General features: G+C 70.1%; 17 protein-coding genes and 1 pseudogene. 3 read left to right on the top strand and 15 right to left on the bottom strand.

Going from position 1 to position 18,587, the window contains the following annotated elements; genetic code table 11:
• Window positions 1–24 precede the first annotated feature (24 nt).
• Together HNV26_RS01440 and dacB are read right to left on the bottom strand one after the other, a co-directional pair.
• Window positions 25–375 (bottom strand): annotated as a pseudogene (locus HNV26_RS01440) (single-stranded DNA-binding protein); the annotation flags it as partial.
• 210 nt (window positions 376–585) lie between these two features.
• Window positions 586–2,832: a D-alanyl-D-alanine carboxypeptidase/D-alanyl-D-alanine endopeptidase gene (gene dacB, locus HNV26_RS01435; RefSeq protein ID WP_171439441.1), complete on the bottom strand. Its 2,247-nt coding sequence runs from the start codon at window positions 2,830–2,832 to the stop codon at window positions 586–588.
• A 185-nt stretch (window positions 2,833–3,017) separates the two neighbouring features.
• Here dacB and dtd point away from each other — a divergent pair, with 185 nt between their 5' ends.
• Window positions 3,018–3,479, top strand: coding sequence for a D-aminoacyl-tRNA deacylase (dtd, locus tag HNV26_RS01430; protein WP_140860836.1), 462 nt, complete (start codon window positions 3,018–3,020; stop codon window positions 3,477–3,479).
• Here the strand turns inward: dtd and HNV26_RS01425 are convergent.
• From HNV26_RS01425 to HNV26_RS01380, 10 genes are all read right to left on the bottom strand, one after another.
• A complete protein-coding gene (locus HNV26_RS01425; protein ID WP_171439440.1) occupies window positions 3,476–4,321 on the bottom strand; it encodes a hypothetical protein in 846 nt (281 codons plus the stop codon). The genes dtd and HNV26_RS01425 overlap by 4 nt on opposite strands.
• A 33-nt stretch (window positions 4,322–4,354) precedes the next feature.
• Window positions 4,355–4,816 carry a PTS sugar transporter subunit IIA gene (locus tag HNV26_RS01420; protein ID WP_090485059.1) on the bottom strand — a complete coding sequence of 154 codons (462 nt, stop codon included), beginning with the start codon at window positions 4,814–4,816 and terminating at the stop codon, window positions 4,355–4,357.
• A 413-nt stretch (window positions 4,817–5,229) separates the two neighbouring features.
• Complete coding sequence (gene hpf, locus HNV26_RS01415; protein ID WP_090485061.1) at window positions 5,230–5,898, bottom strand: ribosome hibernation-promoting factor, HPF/YfiA family; 669 nt, start codon at window positions 5,896–5,898, stop codon at window positions 5,230–5,232.
• 304 nt (window positions 5,899–6,202) lie between these two features.
• Entirely contained in the window at window positions 6,203–6,988 is a 786-nt protein-coding gene (locus HNV26_RS01410) for a hypothetical protein (RefSeq protein WP_171439439.1), read from the bottom strand.
• Between the two features lie 13 nt (window positions 6,989–7,001).
• A complete protein-coding gene (locus HNV26_RS01405) occupies window positions 7,002–7,652 on the bottom strand; it encodes a GNAT family N-acetyltransferase (protein WP_171439438.1) in 651 nt (216 codons plus the stop codon).
• Window positions 7,653–7,733: 81 nt separating this feature from the next.
• A complete protein-coding gene (gene rpoN, locus HNV26_RS01400; protein ID WP_171439437.1) occupies window positions 7,734–9,251 on the bottom strand; it encodes an RNA polymerase factor sigma-54 in 1,518 nt (505 codons plus the stop codon).
• Between the two features lie 248 nt (window positions 9,252–9,499).
• The gene (gene lptB / locus HNV26_RS01395; RefSeq protein WP_140860825.1) at window positions 9,500–10,243 is read right to left on the bottom strand and encodes an LPS export ABC transporter ATP-binding protein; all 744 of its coding nucleotides are present in this window, start codon (window positions 10,241–10,243) and stop codon (window positions 9,500–9,502) included.
• Window positions 10,240–10,866, bottom strand: coding sequence for an LptA/OstA family protein (locus HNV26_RS01390; RefSeq protein WP_171439436.1), 627 nt, complete (start codon window positions 10,864–10,866; stop codon window positions 10,240–10,242). Before HNV26_RS01390 ends, lptB begins: the two co-directional genes overlap by 4 nt.
• A complete protein-coding gene (locus tag HNV26_RS01385) occupies window positions 10,863–11,414 on the bottom strand; it encodes a hypothetical protein (protein ID WP_171439435.1) in 552 nt (183 codons plus the stop codon). The genes HNV26_RS01390 and HNV26_RS01385 overlap by 4 nt, the downstream gene beginning before the upstream one ends.
• Before the next feature lie 12 nt (window positions 11,415–11,426).
• On the bottom strand, window positions 11,427–12,380 hold the full coding sequence (locus tag HNV26_RS01380; protein WP_171439434.1) for a lysophospholipid acyltransferase family protein: 954 nt from the start codon (window positions 12,378–12,380) through the stop codon (window positions 11,427–11,429).
• A gap of 17 nt (window positions 12,381–12,397) precedes the next feature.
• On the opposite strand from HNV26_RS01380, the gene astB reads away from it, so the two are divergent.
• Window positions 12,398–13,720, top strand: a complete 1,323-nt coding sequence (gene astB / locus HNV26_RS01375; protein WP_171439433.1) for an N-succinylarginine dihydrolase — start codon at window positions 12,398–12,400, stop codon at window positions 13,718–13,720.
• A 28-nt stretch (window positions 13,721–13,748) separates the two neighbouring features.
• Here the strand turns inward: astB and sitI6 are convergent, their stop codons facing one another.
• Together sitI6 and sitA6 are read right to left on the bottom strand one after the other, a co-directional pair.
• Window positions 13,749–14,474 carry a SitI6 family double-CXXCG motif immunity protein gene (sitI6, locus tag HNV26_RS01370; protein WP_171439432.1) on the bottom strand — a complete coding sequence of 242 codons (726 nt, stop codon included), beginning with the start codon at window positions 14,472–14,474 and terminating at the stop codon, window positions 13,749–13,751.
• A 31-nt stretch (window positions 14,475–14,505) separates the two neighbouring features.
• Entirely contained in the window at window positions 14,506–15,240 is a 735-nt protein-coding gene (sitA6, locus tag HNV26_RS01365; protein ID WP_171439431.1) for a SitA6 family polymorphic toxin lipoprotein, read from the bottom strand.
• A 147-nt stretch (window positions 15,241–15,387) separates the two neighbouring features.
• Between sitA6 and HNV26_RS01360 the strand changes: the two genes are divergently transcribed.
• A complete protein-coding gene (locus HNV26_RS01360; RefSeq protein ID WP_171439430.1) occupies window positions 15,388–15,924 on the top strand; it encodes an aminoacyl-tRNA deacylase in 537 nt (178 codons plus the stop codon).
• 21 nt (window positions 15,925–15,945) lie between these two features.
• Here HNV26_RS01360 and HNV26_RS38850 read toward each other — a convergent pair whose 3' ends face one another.
• Window positions 15,946–18,564, bottom strand: coding sequence for an O-antigen ligase family protein (locus HNV26_RS38850; protein ID WP_171439429.1), 2,619 nt, complete (start codon window positions 18,562–18,564; stop codon window positions 15,946–15,948).
• Window positions 18,565–18,587 lie beyond the last annotated feature (23 nt).

Here is an 18,587-nt window from a genome sequence, read left to right as displayed (position 1 = left end):
GGTTCAGCTGTGTATAAGAGACAGGTCTCCGGCGTCACGGCCACCACCGCCGAGGAACGTCACGGCGTTGGCCACCACCTCGGTGGTGTAGTTCTTCCGGTTCTCCTTGTCCGTCCACTCGCGCGTCTGCAGGCGGCCCTCGACGTAGCACTGCCGTCCCTTCTTCAGGTACTCGCCGCAGAGCTCCGCGAGCTTTCCCCAGACGACGATGCGGTGCCACTCGGTCCGCTCCTGCTTCTGGCCATTCTTGTCGACCCAGCTCTCGCTGGTGGCAATGCGGAAGTTCGCCACCGCCTGACCACCGGGAGTGAACCGGACCTCCGGGTCCGCCCCGAGGTTGCCGATGAGGATGACCTTGTTCACGCCTCCAGCCATGACTTCATTCCTTTCTCACGAGAACCGGTCCACCAAGGACCGGTTACACCCCGGACGCACCCGCCGGGTTTGATTCCCACCTATAGCAGTGGGTACTGACACCCAGCCAGAAAGCCGCCTTCTTCCTGGGTGCCGTACGCCCGCCCGCCACCCGGCCGGGGCGGCAGGCCCGGCCGGAGGGAACTCGCGAGAAACACAGCGGATTCCGGCCTACCCGCCCGGGCGGTTGTCGGCGGTGGAGGACTCCGGCGCGTTGCCCGCGGGCGCCACCATCTGCACGGGGGTGAAGCCCTCCGGCGTCTTCGCCGGGGCCTTGGCCTCCGCCACCTTCTGCGACAGCGTGGAGTCCAGCCCCTTGGCGAAGGACGCCAGCCGCGGATCCGAAGCGCCCAGCGTGCGGCGCAGCGACTTCCAGAAGGGGTGGTCCGCCTGCCCCGCCTGCACCAGCCCCCTCGCCAGCAGCGTGGTGCACGCGTCCCGGTCACTGGCGCTGGCGGCCCGAAGCGCCACCACCAGCTCCTCCGGCGCGGTGCGGGCCACCTCGCCCAGGGCCTCGGCCATCTCCGACTGGGCCTGGGCGTCCGAGCCCGCCGCGCCCGCCAGCTCCAGCACCCGGGCCAGCGCCTCCGCGTTTCCGCCCGCCGCCAGCTCCACCATGCTGCTGACGCCCGGCACCTCCACGGACAGCACCCGCGCCACGTCCTTCAGCCGGCCGTAGACCTCGGCGGTGGCCGAATAGCTGTCCAGCAGCGTGCGCGCGCCCAGGTAATCGTGCGGGTTGGACTGGTAGAGGCTCTCCGCCAGCACCGCGCGCACGGCCGGGTCTCTCTCGCTGCGCCACGCGGTGCGCAGGAAGCCGATGTTGCGCTGGTCGCGCTGCGCGCCCAGGTCCAGGTACGTCTTGATGCGAGCGGCCACGTCGTCCACGGCGCCCGAGGGCCGCCCGCTGTCCGCCAGCGCGGCCACCGCCGTGGACGGCCCCAGGCTGGAGCCGGTGGCGGCCACCGCCGCGCCCAGCGCGTCCAGGCCCGCGACGATGGGACCGGCGCGGCCTGCGAAGTCGTTGGCCATGATGGAGAAGGTGAAGCGCTCTCCGCCCGCGCTCGTCACGTAGCCGCTCAGCGCGGACACGCTCTCCAGGGTGCCCGTCTTGGCGCGCAGCCGGCCCACCGCGTCACTGCCCTCGAAGCGGTACTTGAGCGTGCCGTCCTTGCCCGCGATGGGCACCGACGACAGGTACTCCGGCGAGAAGGGGAAGCGCTGCACCATGTGCCGCAGCAGTTGGTTGAGCTGCGTGGCGGAGAAGCGGTTGGCGTCGTTCAGCCCGCTGCCGTTCTTCATCACGTAGGTGCCGCGGGGGATGCCCACGTCGCGCTCCAGGAACTGCTCCACCACGTCCACGCCCTTGGTGAAGGAGCCCGGCGCGCCGCGCAGTTCGGCACCCATCGTCTTGAGGAGCTGCTCGGCGACGAAGTTGCTGGACAGCTTGTTGAGGCGCTTGAGGAGCACGTCGAACGTGTCCGACTGCGACACGTGCAGCATGCGGGCCTTGGTGGACGTCTTGCCCAGCTTCACCTTGCCCTTCATCTTCACGCCGCGCGTCACCAGCATCTGCTTGAGCGACTGGCCGAAGTACATGGGCGGGTTGTCGATCTTCTTCCAGACGCTGACGGCGCCGCCGCGCTCCCCCGGGAGCTGGCCGCGCACGACAATCTTCTGCTGGAGGCCCGCGGGGTCCGACGTGACGGACACCCGGCGCGCGCGCCGCGGTCCGGTGGTGAGCTGGTTCTCCACCACGAAGTAGTCGCTGGGCGGCTCCATCTCCACCACACCCTTGGCGCCCGGCGCGTTGCCGGGCCGCAGGTAGATGGCCACCGCGTTCCAGTTGAGGCTCACCGCGCCGGTGGGCGCCATGTAGGCGCGGTCCGTGTCCTCCTGGTCATAGCCGGGCGGCGTGCGCTCGGCGTCGAACCACGAGTCATCCACCACGATTTCGCCCACGTCGCGCACGCCGGCGTGCCACAGCTCCGCGACGATGCCCCACAGGCGCTCCGTCGTCATGGACGGGTCGCCCTTGCCGCGCACGTAGAGCGTCTTCACCTTGCCGTCCGCGCCCAGCTCCGGCTCCACCAGGAACTCGGTGTCGTAGCGGAACTCCGGCCCCAGCGACGCGAGCGCGGCGGCGGACGTCACCAGCTTCACGTTGGAGGCGGGGTTGAGCAGTTCGTCGGCGTTGTGGCTGAACACCACCGCGCCGTCGTCCAGGCTCTGCATGAGCACGCCCATGCGGCTGGCCTTCAGTGGCGCGCGCTGGAGGACCTGCAGCAGCGCGGACTTGAGGGCCTCGCGGTCCGCGCGCTTCTCCGCTGGAGCGGGCGCGGCGTGCGCTGCGTGAGAAAGCGACAGGAAAATAATGGCCGACGCGGCCAAGATGGAGCTGGCTCGATGGACCTGCACACTCTCTCCGGGGAAGTCAGGTGCCATTATGCGGAACGGGGCAAAAGACGGGCAAGGGTGAGTGGCTGCGTGAGTCCACGTCTGGGCGCTCGCTCTTCCAGCAGGCAGAAACCTGACATTCCAACTGTAACGGCGTGACTGACGCGAGCCCCCGGTCAGACACGCTTGTCCACGAGGTGACTTCGATGAGAGCGGTGGTGCAGCGCGTGCTGGAGGCGTCAGTGACGGTGGAGGGCCAGCGCGTGAGCGACATCGGCCCGGGCCTGCTGGTGCTGCTGGGCGTGGGCAAGGGCGACGCGGAGGCGGACGTGGCGTGGATGGTGGAGAAGCTGGCCACGCTGCGCATCTTCGAGGACGCCGCGGGGAAGATGAACCTGTCGCTGGAGGAGACGTCCCGGCAGCTCATCGTCGTCAGCCAGTTCACGCTCTACGGCGACGCGCGCAAGGGGCGCAGGCCCAGCTTCATCGACGCGATGGAGCCCGTGAGCGCCAAGGCCCTCTATGAGCGCACCTGTGAGCTGCTGCGCCAGCGCGGCCTGAGCGTGGGCACCGGCATCTTCGCCGCGGACATGAAGGTGGCGCTCGTCAACGACGGCCCCGTCACGCTGCTGCTGGAGAGCCCCGGGCCGGCCGCGCCCAAAGGCTAGATTCGGACGCCGGAGCCCTTCGTCACCAGCGCCGCCAGCCCCTGCTTCGCCAGCGCCGCGCCGCGAAGGTGCGCGGTGAGCGCGCCCAGCTCGCGAATCCAGTTGGCCGCGCGGGGCCCCAGGCCGGAGAAGGCCACCGTGAGCGGCGGCGGCTGCGGCTGCTTGCCCAGCCAGTACGCCAGCACCTCCTCCTTCTCCGGCAGCGACGGCAGCTTCATCCGCGCCTGCTCGCGGGTCAGGAGCCGCTCCAGCTTGCGCGGCAGGTTCACCTGCCAGTGCGCCACCTTCTTCGCCGGGCGCCAGGCCCAGTCCGCGAAGGCGTAGCGCGCCCCGGGGGAGTACTCGCCCCGGCCCTGGGTGGTGAACACCTGGTCCGGCGGGAACTCCGGGAAGGGCTCCCACAGGCCAGCCAGCAGCGAGGCCAGGCCCACGTCCTCACGCGGCCGGAAGCGGAAGCGGTCCCTGACGTCGCGCGAGCCCCGCGCGTCCCAGTAGGGATAGTCCGCCTCCTCCACCATCAGCGCCAGGTGCAGGGCCTCGTCCCAGCCGTCCGCGTAGCCCGCCTCCGCCGCACCGACCTCCCAGCCCGCGGGGCCTTCTGTCCAGTGCAGGAAGACGAGCCGGTCCACCAGGTCCGCCCAGGGGTCCGCGTCCACGGAGCCCACGCCGCCGGGCAGCGCCGTGGAGAGCATCCGCTCGCAGAGCATGCGCGCCTGACCGTCCCCCAGCTGCTCCTGCAGGGACTCCAGCGCGCCGGGGGCATCCCCCATGGCCCGCTCGAAGAAGGGCAGCAGGTGTTCGTGGAAGAAGCGGTCGCTGATGGGTCTCAGGACGACGTCCATGGTGCGGATGTTCCCCCCGGACCGCACGCCCACTCAAGGCCGTGCGTCTTCCTGGACGATGAGCGCGTGGATGTCCGCGGCCGTGGGCGCCTCGAGGATGGCGGCCCGGAAACGCGGGTTCTTGAAGAGACGGGAGATGCGGGCCAGGGCCTTGAGGTGGACCCCCGCGCTGTTCTCCGGCGCCACCAGGGCGAAGAACAGGTGGGTGGGCTTGCCGTCAATGGCCTCGAAGTCCACGCCCGCGCGCGACACGCCGAAGGCGGCCTGGAGCTGCCCCATGCCCGGCAGCTTGCCGTGGGGGATGGCCACACCCTCGCCGATGCCCGTGCTGCCAAGCTTCTCGCGCTCGCGCAGCACCTCCACCAGCCGGTCCGCGGTCAGCAGCGGATGGGCGCGCACCAGCGTGGCACTCAGTTCTCGCAGGACTTCAGGCTTCGTCCGCGACTGCATGTCGGCGATGACGGCTTGGGGGCTGAGGAACTCGGCGATTCTCACTGACGCTCCCGCGCTGGCGCTCCTGGTTGGCGGCAATTACTCTTCACCCCTCTTTAGCGCAAGGGTGGCCTGTCTGGACGCGCGCTCGCCGCGCTCAATGCGCATCATGACGCGAAAGGGAAACCCGTCCCACGGGCGGTAGGGACTTCCCATGAAGCGTCTGTTCCTGTCGACTGTCATCGACATCGCGTCGAGGGCGACCGGCGCATGCTCGCCGGGGTGGCCCCCACCCGCGTCCAGGCCCTCTTCGGGAGCGGCCTGGTGGACCGCCCCGCGGCGGGACGTGGGCGCGGGGCCCCACGGGCACCCGCCCCGACGCCCTCCTGCACGCGGAGGCATTCGAATCAGCGTCACACGCCGTCACCCCACTTCACCGGGTGACGGCGCGCGGAAGGTCAGCGGTCAGCGACGGCTCAGGTCCCCGTGGCGGCGATCGCCGGGGCGTGCGGCTCGATGAGGCCGTACTGGCCATCCTTGCGCCGGTAGACGATGCACAGCGACTCCGACGCCACGTTGTGGAAGACGTAGAAGTCGTTGTCCATCAGGTTCATCTGCATCACCGCATCATCCACGGTGAGCGGCTTGACGGTGAGGTGGGTGGCACGCACCTCGCGCGCCGCCTGCGACGAGGCCGCGGGCTGCGCGGGCACGACGGCGGCGGGTTTCGGCGCATCTTCACTCGCGGAGGCTTCGGCCAGCGACGTCAGCGTTTCCACGTCCGGGAGCTCGAACACGGCGTGGCGGACCCGGAGCTGCTCCACCAAATCATGCCGGTGGTGGACGCGCTCACGGCCATGGTGCGACTTCAGCTTGTCACGGTAGCGCCGCAGCTGGCGCTCGATCTTGTCCATCGCCAGGTCGATGGACGCGTACATGTCATCGCTCTTGTCGCGGCCCCGAAGGACCCACGCGCCGGAGTGGATGGTGATGTCCGCATGGTGGAGGTGGCGTTCCAACGACAGAACCACATGGGCCTCGCCGGCTCGGTCCAGCAACCGGTTCACCCTTTCGACCTTCTCGCGTGCGTACTCCTTGAGGGAATCGGACGCTCCGAACTGACGGAAGGTGATGTTGAACTGCATGCGTGGCTGCCTCCTAGGGTGAGAGGTGAGCTCCGTGACGGATCTGAAACTTTCCCAGCCCTGGAAAGCAACCCACCCCACCAGGTTGCCTGTTCCCGGACACACCACCCGTCCGAGGCAGGACATCCCGCCTGCACCTCGCGTCACTGGCAATGGCCCCTGTTTGGAACCATGCCAGGACGCGTCCGGTGACATCACGCGCCGCGTCAGCTCACGCGAGCAGCCGCCCGCCCGTCACGCCCAGCACCTCCGCGTTGACGTAGCGGGACGCATTGGAGCTGGTGTTGATGAGCGCCCCAGCCCCTCACTGCACGTTGACGACCCGCTCCTCGGAGTGGAACACCGTCGCCTCGCACGTGGCGACGCCCGTGCACTCCAGCACCTCGCCGGGCGCGGTCGCGCTCAGCGTGAGCAGGTGGGCGGCGACAGGCGTCGTCGGCAACAGGGTGAAGCGGACGACCGCCTCTTCCTGCTCCGTGGGGATGGTGGCCGTGGCGCTCCCTCCCTCGCGCAGCAGGGTGGCCGCGGCGCGGCTGGGGACCTCGCCCTCGGGCAGCCACCGGAACGAATACTCCTGGCCGCGCGTGAGCCGGTCCTCGGCGCCGGGGCCCTGGAAGGAGAAGAGGCGCTTGGCCTTCCCGTTCTTCATCACCAGGGTGATGGTGTGCGTCCCGTCCTGGAGGACGATGCGGGCGTCCTCCATGGGCTCCCGCACCCAGACGTTGGGGTCGAAGTCGTAGTAGGCCCGCGTGGGCACGCACACGTCGCGGCCCGCGGTGCCGTCCACCCCGCCCCGCTCCAGTGCCATGGGCTGGCCGTTGAAGGTGGCCGTGACGCCCTCGCGAAGCTCGGTGCACCGGTCCCCTTCCACCGCTTGCGAGAAGGTGACGGTGACGCGGTGGGCGCCCGGCTCGTCCACGCCCTCGAAGATGTCCACGTCCGACTGGGACAACGTCAGCGTCCGGTCAGAGAGTCCCGCCAGGTCCACGGCTTCCGAAGTGAGGCTGCTGCCACAACCCGACAACAGGCCCACCGCGACGAAGGCCCCCGCCGGGATGCGAAGAAGGTTGCGACGAAGAATGGGATTCATGCGGCGCCGCACCCTATACCCGCACCCCGCCGTCCGCGAGCAGCCCTTCCAACCGAACCTTCACTTCCGGCCACTCCGTGTCGACGACGCTGTAGTACGCGCTGTCACGCACCACACCGCCGCGCACCAGCTTGTGGTGGCGCAGCACCCCCTCGAAGCGAGCGCCCAGCCGCTCGATGGCCACCCGCGAACGCGCGTTGTGCTGGTCCGTCTTGAACTGCACCCGCATGACGCCGAGCGACTCGAAGGCGTGCCGCAGCAGCAGGTACTTGCACTCCGTGTTGATGCGCGTGCGCCACACGCGGCGGCCCAGCCACGTGTAGCCAATCTCCAGCGTCCGGTGGTCGCGCTGGATTTCGAGGAAGCGCGTGGTGCCCACCGGCGCGCCCGTCCGCCGCTCGATGATGACGAAGGGGCGCTCGCTCCCTCGCTCGGCCGCCTGGCAGGCGCTGTCGATGAAGGCCGCGACGTCCGCTTCGGTCCGCAGCACGCTCGAGAACCAGGTGAAGATGTCGTCCTCGCACAGCGCGGCCAGGGCCGGCGCATGCGCCATGCGCAGCGGCTCCAGGCGGACGTCGTGCCCTTCGAGCGTGACGGGCGGAACGACGAGGGGGACGCAGTCACGCCGGTGCACGGCGGAGCCGGGAGGGAGGGTGGCGCTCATGGAGCGCCCACTCTGCCCACCCGGGCGCGCCGTCGACAAGCGGCGCGCCCGAACAGCCGTGACTCCAGAACAGCCGTGACTTCAGTAGTACCGCTTGCGCTTGCTGCTGGGGAGGATGCCCAGCACCTCGCGGTACTTGGCCACCGTGCGGCGGGCAATCTCGGTGCCCTGCGAGCGCAGCAGCTCGACGATTTTCTGGTCCGAGTACGGGTTGCGGGCGTCTTCCTGCGCCACCAGCTGCTTGATGTGGTGCTTCACCGCCTCGCTCGCGGTGTCCTCACCGGAGACGCGGGCGATGGACGAGTTGAAGAAGTACTTCAGCTCGAAGATGCCCTGCGGCGTGTGCACGTACTTGCTGGTGGTGACGCGGCTCACCGTGGACTCGTGCATGCCGATGTCCTCGGCCACGTCCCGGAGGATGAGCGGCTTGAGGTGGGCAATGCCCTTGTCCAGGAAGTCCCGCTGGAACTTCACGATGCTCTCGGTGACCTTGTAGATGGTCCGCTGCCGCTGGTGGATGGAGCGGATGAGCCACATCGCGCTGCGCAGCTTGTCCTGGATGAAGTCCTTCGTCTGGCCCGGGCCCACCGCGCCCGTCTTCAGCGCGTTCCGGTAGGTGCCGGAGATGCGCAGCTTGGACAGGCCGTCATCGTTGAGCACCACCGTGTAGTCGTCCCCCATCTTGTAGACGAACACGTCGGGGGAGATGTACTGCGCGTCGTCCCCGCTGAAGTTGCGGCCCGGCTTCGGGTCCAGCTTCGGGAGCAGCCGCACCGCCCCCACCACCTCTTCCAAGGTGACCTTCAGGTCCTTGGCGATGGCGGGCAGATTCTTGCTCTCCAGGTACTTCATGTGCCGCTTGATGATGAGGCCCAACAGCGGCGCGTGCGGCTCCCGGATGCCCTGGAGCTGGATGAGCAGGCACTCCTGCAAGTCACGGGCGCCGCAGCCGCGCGGGTCCAGCATCTGGATGCGCCGCAGCGTGCGCTCCGCGACGTGCATGGGCACGTCCGCCTCGTTGGCCAGGCGGATGAGCGGATCCCCGTCCACCTCCGGCAGCTTGAGGTAGCCGTCGTCATCCAGGTTGCCCAGGATGAGCATGGCGATGCGGCGCTCGGCGTCATTCAGGCGCAGCGTGCCCAGCTGCTCCTGGATGTGGTCGACCAGGTCCGCCTTCTTGACGAGGTTGGCCTCGAACGACGGCATGTCGTCCGTGGCCACGTTGCCCTTGTTGGAGGCCGTGGTGGGCTCATTGAACTGGTAGCTGTTGAGGTACTGCTCCCAGTCGATTTCCGGGGGGCCCTCCCCGTCCGCCTTGAACTCCGTGGCGGTGTCGCTGGTGGCCGCGGGCAGGTCCACGTCCCGCGGCAGCTCCATGTTGTCTGCTTCAAGGGAGGCTTCCCCGGGTTCCTTGTCTCCCACATCTCCCGGCGCTTGCTCGTCGGGTTGCTCCAGCAGCGGGTTCTGCTCCATCTCCTCGCGGACCTGCTCGAGCAGCTCCATGCGAGACAGTTGGAGGAGCTTGATGGCTTGCTGCAGCTGCGGCGTCATCACCAGCTGCTGGGCAAGCTTCAGGCTTTGTTTCAGTTCCATCGCCATGAGACGGGGTCTCCCGGGTTGATTCGGTCCCTCTAGACAGAGGACCACCATCAAAGACCGTGCCAACGTAACAAGGAGCCCTGACTTCGTCTAGCCCCGAAACGCGGGTCCCTTGCTTGCATGCTCAGAATTCCACAAGGAATCCAGGGGCTTAAGACCACTCAGTGTGTCACATGCACGTTGACAGGTCGACGCAAAAGCGGGGCCAACCCATTCTAAGCACTCCTCTGACAGGTGGCCAGCCGTGCTCAGAGCGCTTGTTGGAGGCGGAACCGTTCCCCCAGGTAGACGGCGCGGGCCTTGGGGGACGCGGCGATCTCCGCCGGGGTGCCCTCTTCCAGGATTTGCCCCTGTGCGATGATGTACGCACGATCACAGATACCCAGGGTGTCCTGGACGTTGTGGTCGGTGATGAGGACACCCAGCCCGCGTTCGCGGAGGAGGAAGATCTGCCGCTGGAGGTCGCCCACGTTGATGGGGTCCACGCCGGCGAAGGGCTCGTCGAAGAGGATGAAGCGGGGCTGGGGGATGAGGCTGCGGGCAATCTCGGCGCGCCGGCGCTCACCGCCCGAAAGGTCTCCCCCCAGGGACTCCCCGACGTGGGTGAGGCCGAACTCGTCCAGGAGGGTGTCGGCGCGCTGCTCGCGGGCCTTGGCGTCCAGGTCCTTCTGGAGCTCCAGCACGGCCAGGAAGTTGTCGCGCACCGTGAGCTTGCGGAAGACGGAGGCTTCCTGGGGCAGGTAGCCCACGCCCCGGCGAGCGCGGCGGTGCATGGGCAGGTGCGTGAGGTCCTCGTCGCCAATGCGCACGCGTCCCGCATCCGGAGACACCAACCCCACCACCATGTTGAAGCTGGTCGTCTTCCCCGCGCCGTTGGGCCCCAGCAGGCCCACCACTTCCCCGGGGGCCACGCTGAAGGACACGCCGGCCACCACCTTCTTGCGGCCGCGGAAACTCTTCTCCAGGCCCTCGGCGATCAGCCTCGCGCTCATCGAGCCGAGCCTCCCTGGGCGGAGGGGGCCGTCCCGGAGGACGGGGCCGGACGGGGCGCTGACTGCCGCCCCTTGCGCCTGGCCGGGGTGGGGTTGGAGGGCAGCGATTCGAAGACGATGACGGCGTTCTCCACCTCCAGCCGCTCGTTGCCCAGCGTCAGCCGGACCTTCGTCCCGCGCATGTGCGTGGTGCCCTGGTGGGCCTCGGGCGAGCCCGTCACCACCAGCACGCCGCTGGGCACGTCGTATTCGGCGCGCTCGCCCTTGGCCATGCGGTCGCCGTCTACGGCATGCACCCCGCCGGTGCACACCACCCGCGTCACCTCGCGTTGAGGGGTGTAGTTGGCCGTCATCCGGTCGCACTTCAGGTCGAGCGTGCGGTGCTTCACCTTCACGTTGCCGGTGAGGGTGGCCTGGGACTTCTGGAAGGTGACGTGGTCGCCGTTGATTTGAACGGGCTCCGTCAGCTCCTTGCCGCCCAGGGGGCCCGGGGCGCGGGTCCCCGTCCCAGCGGTGGGGGCAGCCCCCCCCACGGCGGCGGGAGGCGTGCCCTGCGCGGGGGTGGCGGCGACCGCGGGCGCGGGCTGCGCGACGAAGAAGGCCATCACGAGGAACTCAATCACTCTGGCGCTCCCAGCACGGACTCCACCGAGCCCGCGAAGTTGAACGTCTCGTCCGGGAAGAACAGCTCGAAGCGGTCCGCCCTCAGCCGATAGTCAGGTCCCTTCACCGTCACGCCCTCGTTTCCATGCGCCCGCTCCGTGGTGGCGTCGTACGTCAACCGGGGAGTGCGGGCCTCCATGCCCTTCCCGGTGCGGATGATGACACCGCCCGAGGCCACCACCTGCTTGGACGCGAGGCTCCCCTCCATATTCGGGGCGCTCACCTCCACGCCGCCCTCCGTCCCGGGGGGCGCTTTCTGGGAAGAGGAGCCCGGTGGAATCCGGATGGTGGCGTCCGTGGCCCACACCTCGCCGGTGGTGCGCTGGTAGGACACCTGCCGGGCCGTGCCGGAGCGGATGAGCCGGTCGCCCTCGAAGGACTCCAGGCGCGCGCCGTGCAGCACCACCTCCGGGGGAGGCTGGCCGCCGGACGCACCCCCGCCGGAGCCCGGCTTGCAACCGGGGGCGAACACCAGGATGACGAGGCTGGCGGAGAGCAGGCGAGACACAGGGCTTCCTTATCACCCGGCGGATGCGGGCGCCGCCTCCGGAAGTGGGACGTCCTCGCTCACCGGTGGACGCGTCTTCCAGCGCTGGTGCATCCACACCCACTGCTCCGGCGTCCGCCGGATGGCGGCTTCGATTCGGCTGGACAGGGCGGCGGTGAGGGCCAGGGCGGCCGCCTCGCGGTCCGTGTCCTGGGGCACCGGGACCTCTTCCATGGACAGGCGGTACCCCGCCCCTTCGCGGTGGCAGAAGCCCGTCACCACCGCCGCGCCCGTGCGGATGGCCAGGTCCGCGGCGGCGCGCGGGGTGGCGGCCAACTGCCCGAAGAAGGGCACGAAGAGGGACTGCACCTTCGTGTCCTGGTCGATGAGGATGCCCAGGATTTCGCCGTTGCGCAGGGCGCGCAGCATGGCCCGGGCAGCGCCGTCCTGGCCGCGCCAGATGCTCCGCACCCCGCCGCGGGCCCGGAACTGGCCCACCAGCTCCGTCAGCCGGGGGTCGGTGGTCTCCTTGGCGATGCTCTGGCTGGGGTATCCGGCGCGCGCCACGCGGCGGGCGAGCAGCTCCCAGTTCCCGACGTGCCCGGACACGAAGACGACGCCGCGCCCCCGGGCCAGGGCCGTCTCCAGCACCTGCCGGTCGGCGTCCGGCCAGGCGACCAGGCGCTCCAGGGCCTCGTCCAGGGCGCCCGTGCAGGCCACCTCCAGCGCGGCGGCGGCCAGGTGGCGGAACGCGTCGCGGGCCAGCGCCTGCCGGTCCGCGTCCGACTTTTCCGGGAAGGCCACGGAAAGGGACTTGAGGGCCTTGCGGCGCTCCCCTCCGGCCAGGGTGTAGGCCAGGGCGCCCAGACGCGCCCCCAGGCTCCGGGCGACCCCCAGGGGCAGAGGTTGAAGGAGCAACAGGACGCCACGGATGAGCACGTAGCGGAGGAAACGCTTGAGGCGCTTTGCTAAGGGTGGACGCTCCACGAGGCGTTCAATATCCCATGCGCGAATACAACTTCGACGGGCTCGTTGGGCCCACCCACAATTACGGCGGTCTCTCGCCCGGCAACCTGGCGTCTCAGAGCCATGTCGGTGAACCCAGCCACCCCCGGGACGCGGCCCTCCAGGGGCTGGAAAAGATGCGCTTCGTGTCCGCCCTGGGGGTGGGACAGGCCGTGCTGCCGCCCCAGCCGCGCCCGTCCCTGCACGCGCTGAGGGCGCTGGGCTTCACGGGCTCGGACGAGGAGGTCATCACCCGGGCCGCGCGCGAGGCCGAGCACCTGCTGCGCCTGACGTCCAGCGCGTCCTCCATGTGGACGGCCAACGCGGCCACGGTGGCGCCCAGCACGGACACGGCGGATGGCCGGGTGCACCTGACGCCGGCCAACCTGTCGCAGATGTACCACCGGGCCATCGAGGCGGAGACGACGCACTCGGTGCTGCGCGCCATCTTCTCCAATGAGAAGTACTTCGCGGTGCACGCGCCGCTGCCGGGCAGCGGGCACTTCGCGGACGAGGGCGCGGCCAACCACACGCGGCTCGTCACGCCCGGGCACGCGGGCGTCCATCTGCTCGCCTGGGGCCGCAGCGCGTGGCAGGACGTACAGGGGCCCAGCCGCTTCCCCGCGCGGCAGACGCTGGAGGCCAGCCAGGCGCTGGCGCGGCTGCACCAGTTGGACGCGAAGTCGGTGCTCTTCCCGCAGCAGCACCCCGAGGGCATCGACGCGGGGGCCTTCCACACGGACGTGCTGGCGGTGGGCAACGAGCGGTTCCTGATGCTGCACGAGCTGGCCTTCGTGGACCACGCGGGGCTGCTGGCGGTGCTGCGCGAGAAGCTGGGCCAGGACTTCCGCGCGGTGGTGGCCACGAATGCGGAGCTGCCGGCGAAGGACGCGGTGAAGGCGTACCCGTTCAACTCGCAGGTGCTGACGCTGCCGGACGGCACCATGGCGATTGTGGCGCCGGTGGAGAGCCGGGAGACGCCCGCGGCGCGGCAGTTCCTGGAGCGCGTGGTGGCCGAGGACACGCCGGTGAAGGCCGTGCACTACCTGGACGTGCGCCAGTCGATGAACAACGGCGGCGGACCGGCCTGCCTGCGCCAGCGGGTGTGGCTCACGGACGAGGAGCGCGGGGCCATCAAGGCGGACGTCTTCTACACGCCCGCGCTGCATGACTCGCTGGCCGGCTGGGTGCGGCGGCACTACCGCGAGGTGCTGCGCCCCAAGGACCTGCAGGACCCGCAGCTGGCCCGGGAGACGATGACCGCGCTGGATGAGCTGACCCGCATTCTCAACCTGGGCAGCGTCTACGACTTCCAACGCTGAGGCGCACAACGGCCGCTGAGCGTCCGGCTCAGCGCGCGTCCAGAGGCTGGAAGGTGACGCCCTCCAGCTTCAGCCGGTCTGCCGCGACCGCCATGCGTTCGGTCGCGATGACGAGGGTGGGGTAATCCCTCAACCGGAACAGATCCACCTCGACGGGCAGCGTCTCCCGAGCGAGCCAGTATGTATCTGGCAGGCGCTCACTGGCCTCGCTTCCGCACTTCGCGCAGGTGGGCGCACGGGGATGCACGAAGCAGTCGGGATGCAGCCGGCCATGAAGCGCCAGTTGCAACTCGCGGAGCACCGGAGGGTTCTTCCCTCGGAAGGTCACGTCGAGACGACACCCGGTGAGTCCCCGGACGCCTTCGCCCTGCAACGCCTCCAGCGCTTCGTCGCGAATGACGAGCGTCCAGTCCTGCAATGCGAGCTGCCCGAATGCCCCTGTCGCCGCGCCTGTCAGGGGGCCGAGCCGGGTTCCGGGCTCCAGGACCGCGCCCTCGGGCGCCAGGGGCCTGACACGCTCGCGCAGTTGGGCAAAGACCTCGAAGGGGACGGGCCAGGGGTCGGAGAACGGCTTCAGCTCAGCCTTCGAGAAGCTCGACAGGTCGACACACGGATACTGCAAGCCCGCCCAGCCGCCGCCCACCCCACACTCCGTGCAGGGCTCCACGCCTGGGAGGCCCCACTTGTGCGCGGCGCGACTCAGGTTTCCCGTGAAGCGTGACGTCGTGCTCGCTTCGACTCGGTAGAACCTCACGCCCTCGCGCTCCTTCTCCTGAGAATCGCCTTCATAAGGCTTCTATCCGAGGCCCACGCATTCCGGGGGCAATGGGCATGTTGTAGAGCACGACCGGGCCGGATAGCTCGAAACGAAAGGCGAGTTCGACCGCGTGCCGCATGATGACATCCCGCGATGGGGGCCGGGGATTGGCCACCACGAACTGGCGCCATGCGTTGTTCCACGCTCCTCCCGGCCCCATGCCCTTCCCGCTGTGAATCTGCCGGTGAACGTGCTCGGGGACGACCAGGGTGAACTGGTGGATGTCGATACCCGCCGCTCGAAACCACGCCGCGAGCCGGGGTTCCTGCGGAAAGAGGTGATGTTTGATGAGCTTGCCCTGCGGTCGGGGTATCGCGGGGATGAAGACGGGAGAGCGCCGCGCCAGCGGAGCCAGCGCGAGAGGCCGTGCGTCCCCTCGAATCCCTGTACGGCGCTGCCACCAGTTTCGGTAGGTGCCCGTCCCACGGAAAGCGGGGCTGCCCGTCGCCTTCTCGACCGCCCCTACCCTCGGTGCATGCGTTACGACGTCGTCCGCCACGTCCTCGCACCGGAAGAGGCCGCAATCACCTTCATCACAAACCAGGACGAGGCAGCGCGGCTCGCTCGATGCGCTGCACCCTTCGACATCCGCTTGCCACTTCGCGGCTTCCCACTCACGCATCACGGGAGAGGACGCCGTACTGCACGCGAGCGAGCCCAGAAGGAGGCAGCAAAGCGTCAGGAGCCGTAGCAACCCGTTCATGGCGGCTCAGCCTATCCGAACGCTCGCCCGCCCTACGGACGGGCGGACGGGCGCTCCGTGGTCGGCTGCAAGCCCGAGTGTGGCAGGCACCCGTGGTCGGACGCGCTGGCGGTCATCACCTTCTTTCTAGAGGAGGTGAGATTCCCCATGATTCCCGAAGCGATACAGCACTATCTGCGCCGCAACGGGGTGCGTTTCGAGCGGTACTGGCACCCGCGTGCCGTCAGCGCTCAAGAAGTGGCCGAGTCGCTGCACGTCTCCGGCTGGCGCGTGGCCAAGTCCGTCATCGTGATGGCGGACCGGCAGCCATGGATTGTCGTCGTCCCCGCGGCGGGCACCGTCGATTTGAACCAGGTCCGAGACATGCTGGGTGCCCGGCACGTCCGCCTCGCGACCGAGCCGGAATTCTCCGGCCACTTTCCCGACTGCGAGGTGGGCGCGGAGCCCCCCTTTGGTGAGCTCTACGGCCTGCCTGTCGCCGTGGATGAATCCCTCAGTCTGGCGGAACGGCTGCTCTTCCGCGCGGGCTCCCACGAGGAGTCGCTCGAACTGCGCTTCCAGGACTTCGCCACCTTGGAGTGGCCCCTGGTGGCCTCCTTCATCGAGAAGGAGCAGCAACTCCAGGCCATCCACAACACCGGCGCGCCCAGCCGCCCCCCTGAGGAGGCGCACGCCCACGTCTGAACCGGAGCGAGGCCCGGGCGCCTAACGCGCGTCCCGAGCCTCGCCATCCACATCCGGGCCACGCAGCAGGGACTCCAGCTCCGCCTCGCGCGGGTCCTCCGACAGCGTCTTGCGCCGCGAATCCACGCGCTCGCGCTCCGCGCCTTCCAGCCGAGACACCCACGCCAGTGCCTCGGCCCGCGCGCCCGCGGGAAGATGCCGCATGCCCTCGTGGACCGAACGCGCCGCCGCGTCATAGCGACGCAGCGCCTCCTGGGTCCGCGCCACCGCGAAGAACGCATCCGCGCCAGGCGCGAGCCGGGCCGCCGTCTGCCGCCGCTCCAGTGCGTGGGAGAGCAACCCCTCGCGCTCCAGGCACGCCGCTTCCATCGCCAGCAACCGCGCGCGCTGGGCGTAGTCCGTGATGAAGGGCGCCAGCGCCTGGAGCGTGTCCTTCGCCCGCCGCGTCAGCCCCGCGTCCAGTTGCTGCGCCGCCAACTGGAAGGACAGCGCCACGTTGCCCGGGAAGCGCGCCAACAGTTGCTCCAACGCACGCAGGGCCTCCTCCCGCTTCCCCTGCGCCCGCAGCACTTCCGCGCGCAGCAGGTGCGTGTCCAGCGCGTCCGGCGCCAGGCGCTCCATCTGCGCCCGCGCGACCTCCGCCGCCTCCAGGTCCCCTCGCAGGATTCGCAACCGGGCCTCGCGCGCCCACAGCGACGCGGCTTCCGGCTGACCCGCGAAGTGCTCCCGCGCCCAGCCCGAGTAGTCCAGCGCCAGCGCCAGGCGCCCCGGCGTGTTGGCCAGCGCATCCAGCAGCCGCACCGCGGTCGCCGGCGACCGCGGCGTCAGCACCGTGAGTGAGGCCAGGGTCTCCGCTTGGGGCAGGGCCTCGCCCAGCAGCACCGTGGCATCCCCGGCCTCGTGCGCCAGCCGGTACTCCAGGAAGCCCTGGGCGCTCCGGCCCAACGCCAGCAGCGCCCGCGCCGCCACCCGGTGGGAGCTGGCATCCAACGGCGCCAGGTACAGCGCCCGGTTGACCAGGGCCAGCGCCTCCCCTGCCCCCTCAGGCCCTCGCGCCGCGTGCGCCGACGCCACCAGCCGATACAACAGGTAGTCCGAGGGGTGCCGGTCCACCAGGGCCAGTCCCCGCGCGTGGACCTCCCGCGCGGATGCCCCCGACGTGACGAGCCGCGCCAGCTCCGCCTCCGCGTCGCCCAGGCGTTGACGGCCGGGCACCAGCGCCACCAGCGCCACCGCCGTGAGCGCCAGCCCCGTCCCCAGCACCCCGCCCGAGGGGCGCGCGCACCACGCCTTCTCCTCGACGGCCCGCTCCCGGGGACGCGCCACCGCGCCCAGCGCCACCAACGCCGCCACCGCGCACGCGGGCAATTCCAAGCTGAAGTCGAAGAGGTCGTGCAGCGCCAGCGCCGCCACGCCCGCGAGCGCCGCCAGGTCCACCGTCTCCAGCCCCTCACGGCGCAGCAGCCGCAAGAAGCCCCAGACGGCCACCGCCAGCAGCACCAGCCCCAGCGCGCCCAGCTCCGCCGCGACCTGCAACACCGCGTTCTCCGGGTGCGTGAAGGTGTTGGGATTGGGCTCCGACTGGTAGCGCGGAAACGCGGCCTCGAAGGCGCCGCGCCCCATGCCCAGCACGGGAAACGCCCGCGCGGCGTCCGCCAGCATGGGCCATAGCGCCACCTTGGACTGGCGCAGCTTCTCCACGCTGTCCGCGGTGCGCGCCTCCGCCCACAGGCCGTCCGCCGCAGCGTATGCCCCCACCATCAGCACGCCCAGCAGCCCCAGGAGCGCCGCGGCGCTCCGGGCCCATACCGGGGGCGCCCCTTCACCGGACGCGCGGCGATTGCGGAGCAGGAACAGCGCCAGCAGCGCCTGTCCGAAGGCGAAGAAGGCAATGCCTCCGCGCGACAGCGACAGCACCACGCCCAGCCCCGACACGCCCGCCGCCAGCGCATACGACAACGCCCGCGACCGCGGCCCGCGCGTCAGCGCCAGCCCCACGCCCAGCGTGGACGCCAGCGCGAGGAAGCCGGCCAGGTGGTTCGGGTTGCCAAAGGGCGTCACCAGCGTGGGCCGCGCGTGCATCCAGTGCATCAGCCCGAAGAGGGACTTCACGCCCAGCAACGCATGGCCCAGCCCCACCACCGTGAGGCCCGCGCCCGTGAAGACCACCGCCGCCAGCAACCGCTCCCGGCTGCCGCGCGAGCGGCTCACCTGCACCGTCGCCAGGAAGGCCAGCAGGTAGGCCAGGTGCTTCGCCAGCTCGCGCCAGGTGGCGGACGGGTCCAACGACACCGGCCGCGCCCGCTCCAGCCCCAGCGGCACCAGCGCGAACTCCCGCAGCGCGGCCGCCTCCGGACTCAGCAGGCGCAGCACACCGTCCGGCAGCGGCACCAGTTGCACCGCGCACAGGCCCGCCCCCATGGCCAGGGGCACCGCCAGCAGCGGAACGCGCAGCGACTGACCCTGCCGCTTCGCCCCTATCGCCGCCAGCACCGCCGCGGCGCCGGACAACAGCACCAGCGGCCCCAGCAGCCACCCCGCGGCGCCGCCCAACGCCAGCGGACACACCACGACGAGCGCCGCCAGCGCCGCCTCGGCGAACAGGGTGAATCGAGAAGCACTGCGGGAAGCGCGAGGCATGGCGGGGATTGGCCAGGGGAGTA

Source organism: Myxococcus xanthus (genome assembly GCF_013116825.1).
GTDB classification, from domain to species: domain Bacteria; phylum Myxococcota; class Myxococcia; order Myxococcales; family Myxococcaceae; genus Myxococcus; species Myxococcus xanthus_B.
Note: the sequence above shows the minus strand (reverse complement) of the source record. Positions and strands in the feature narration are given on the sequence as shown.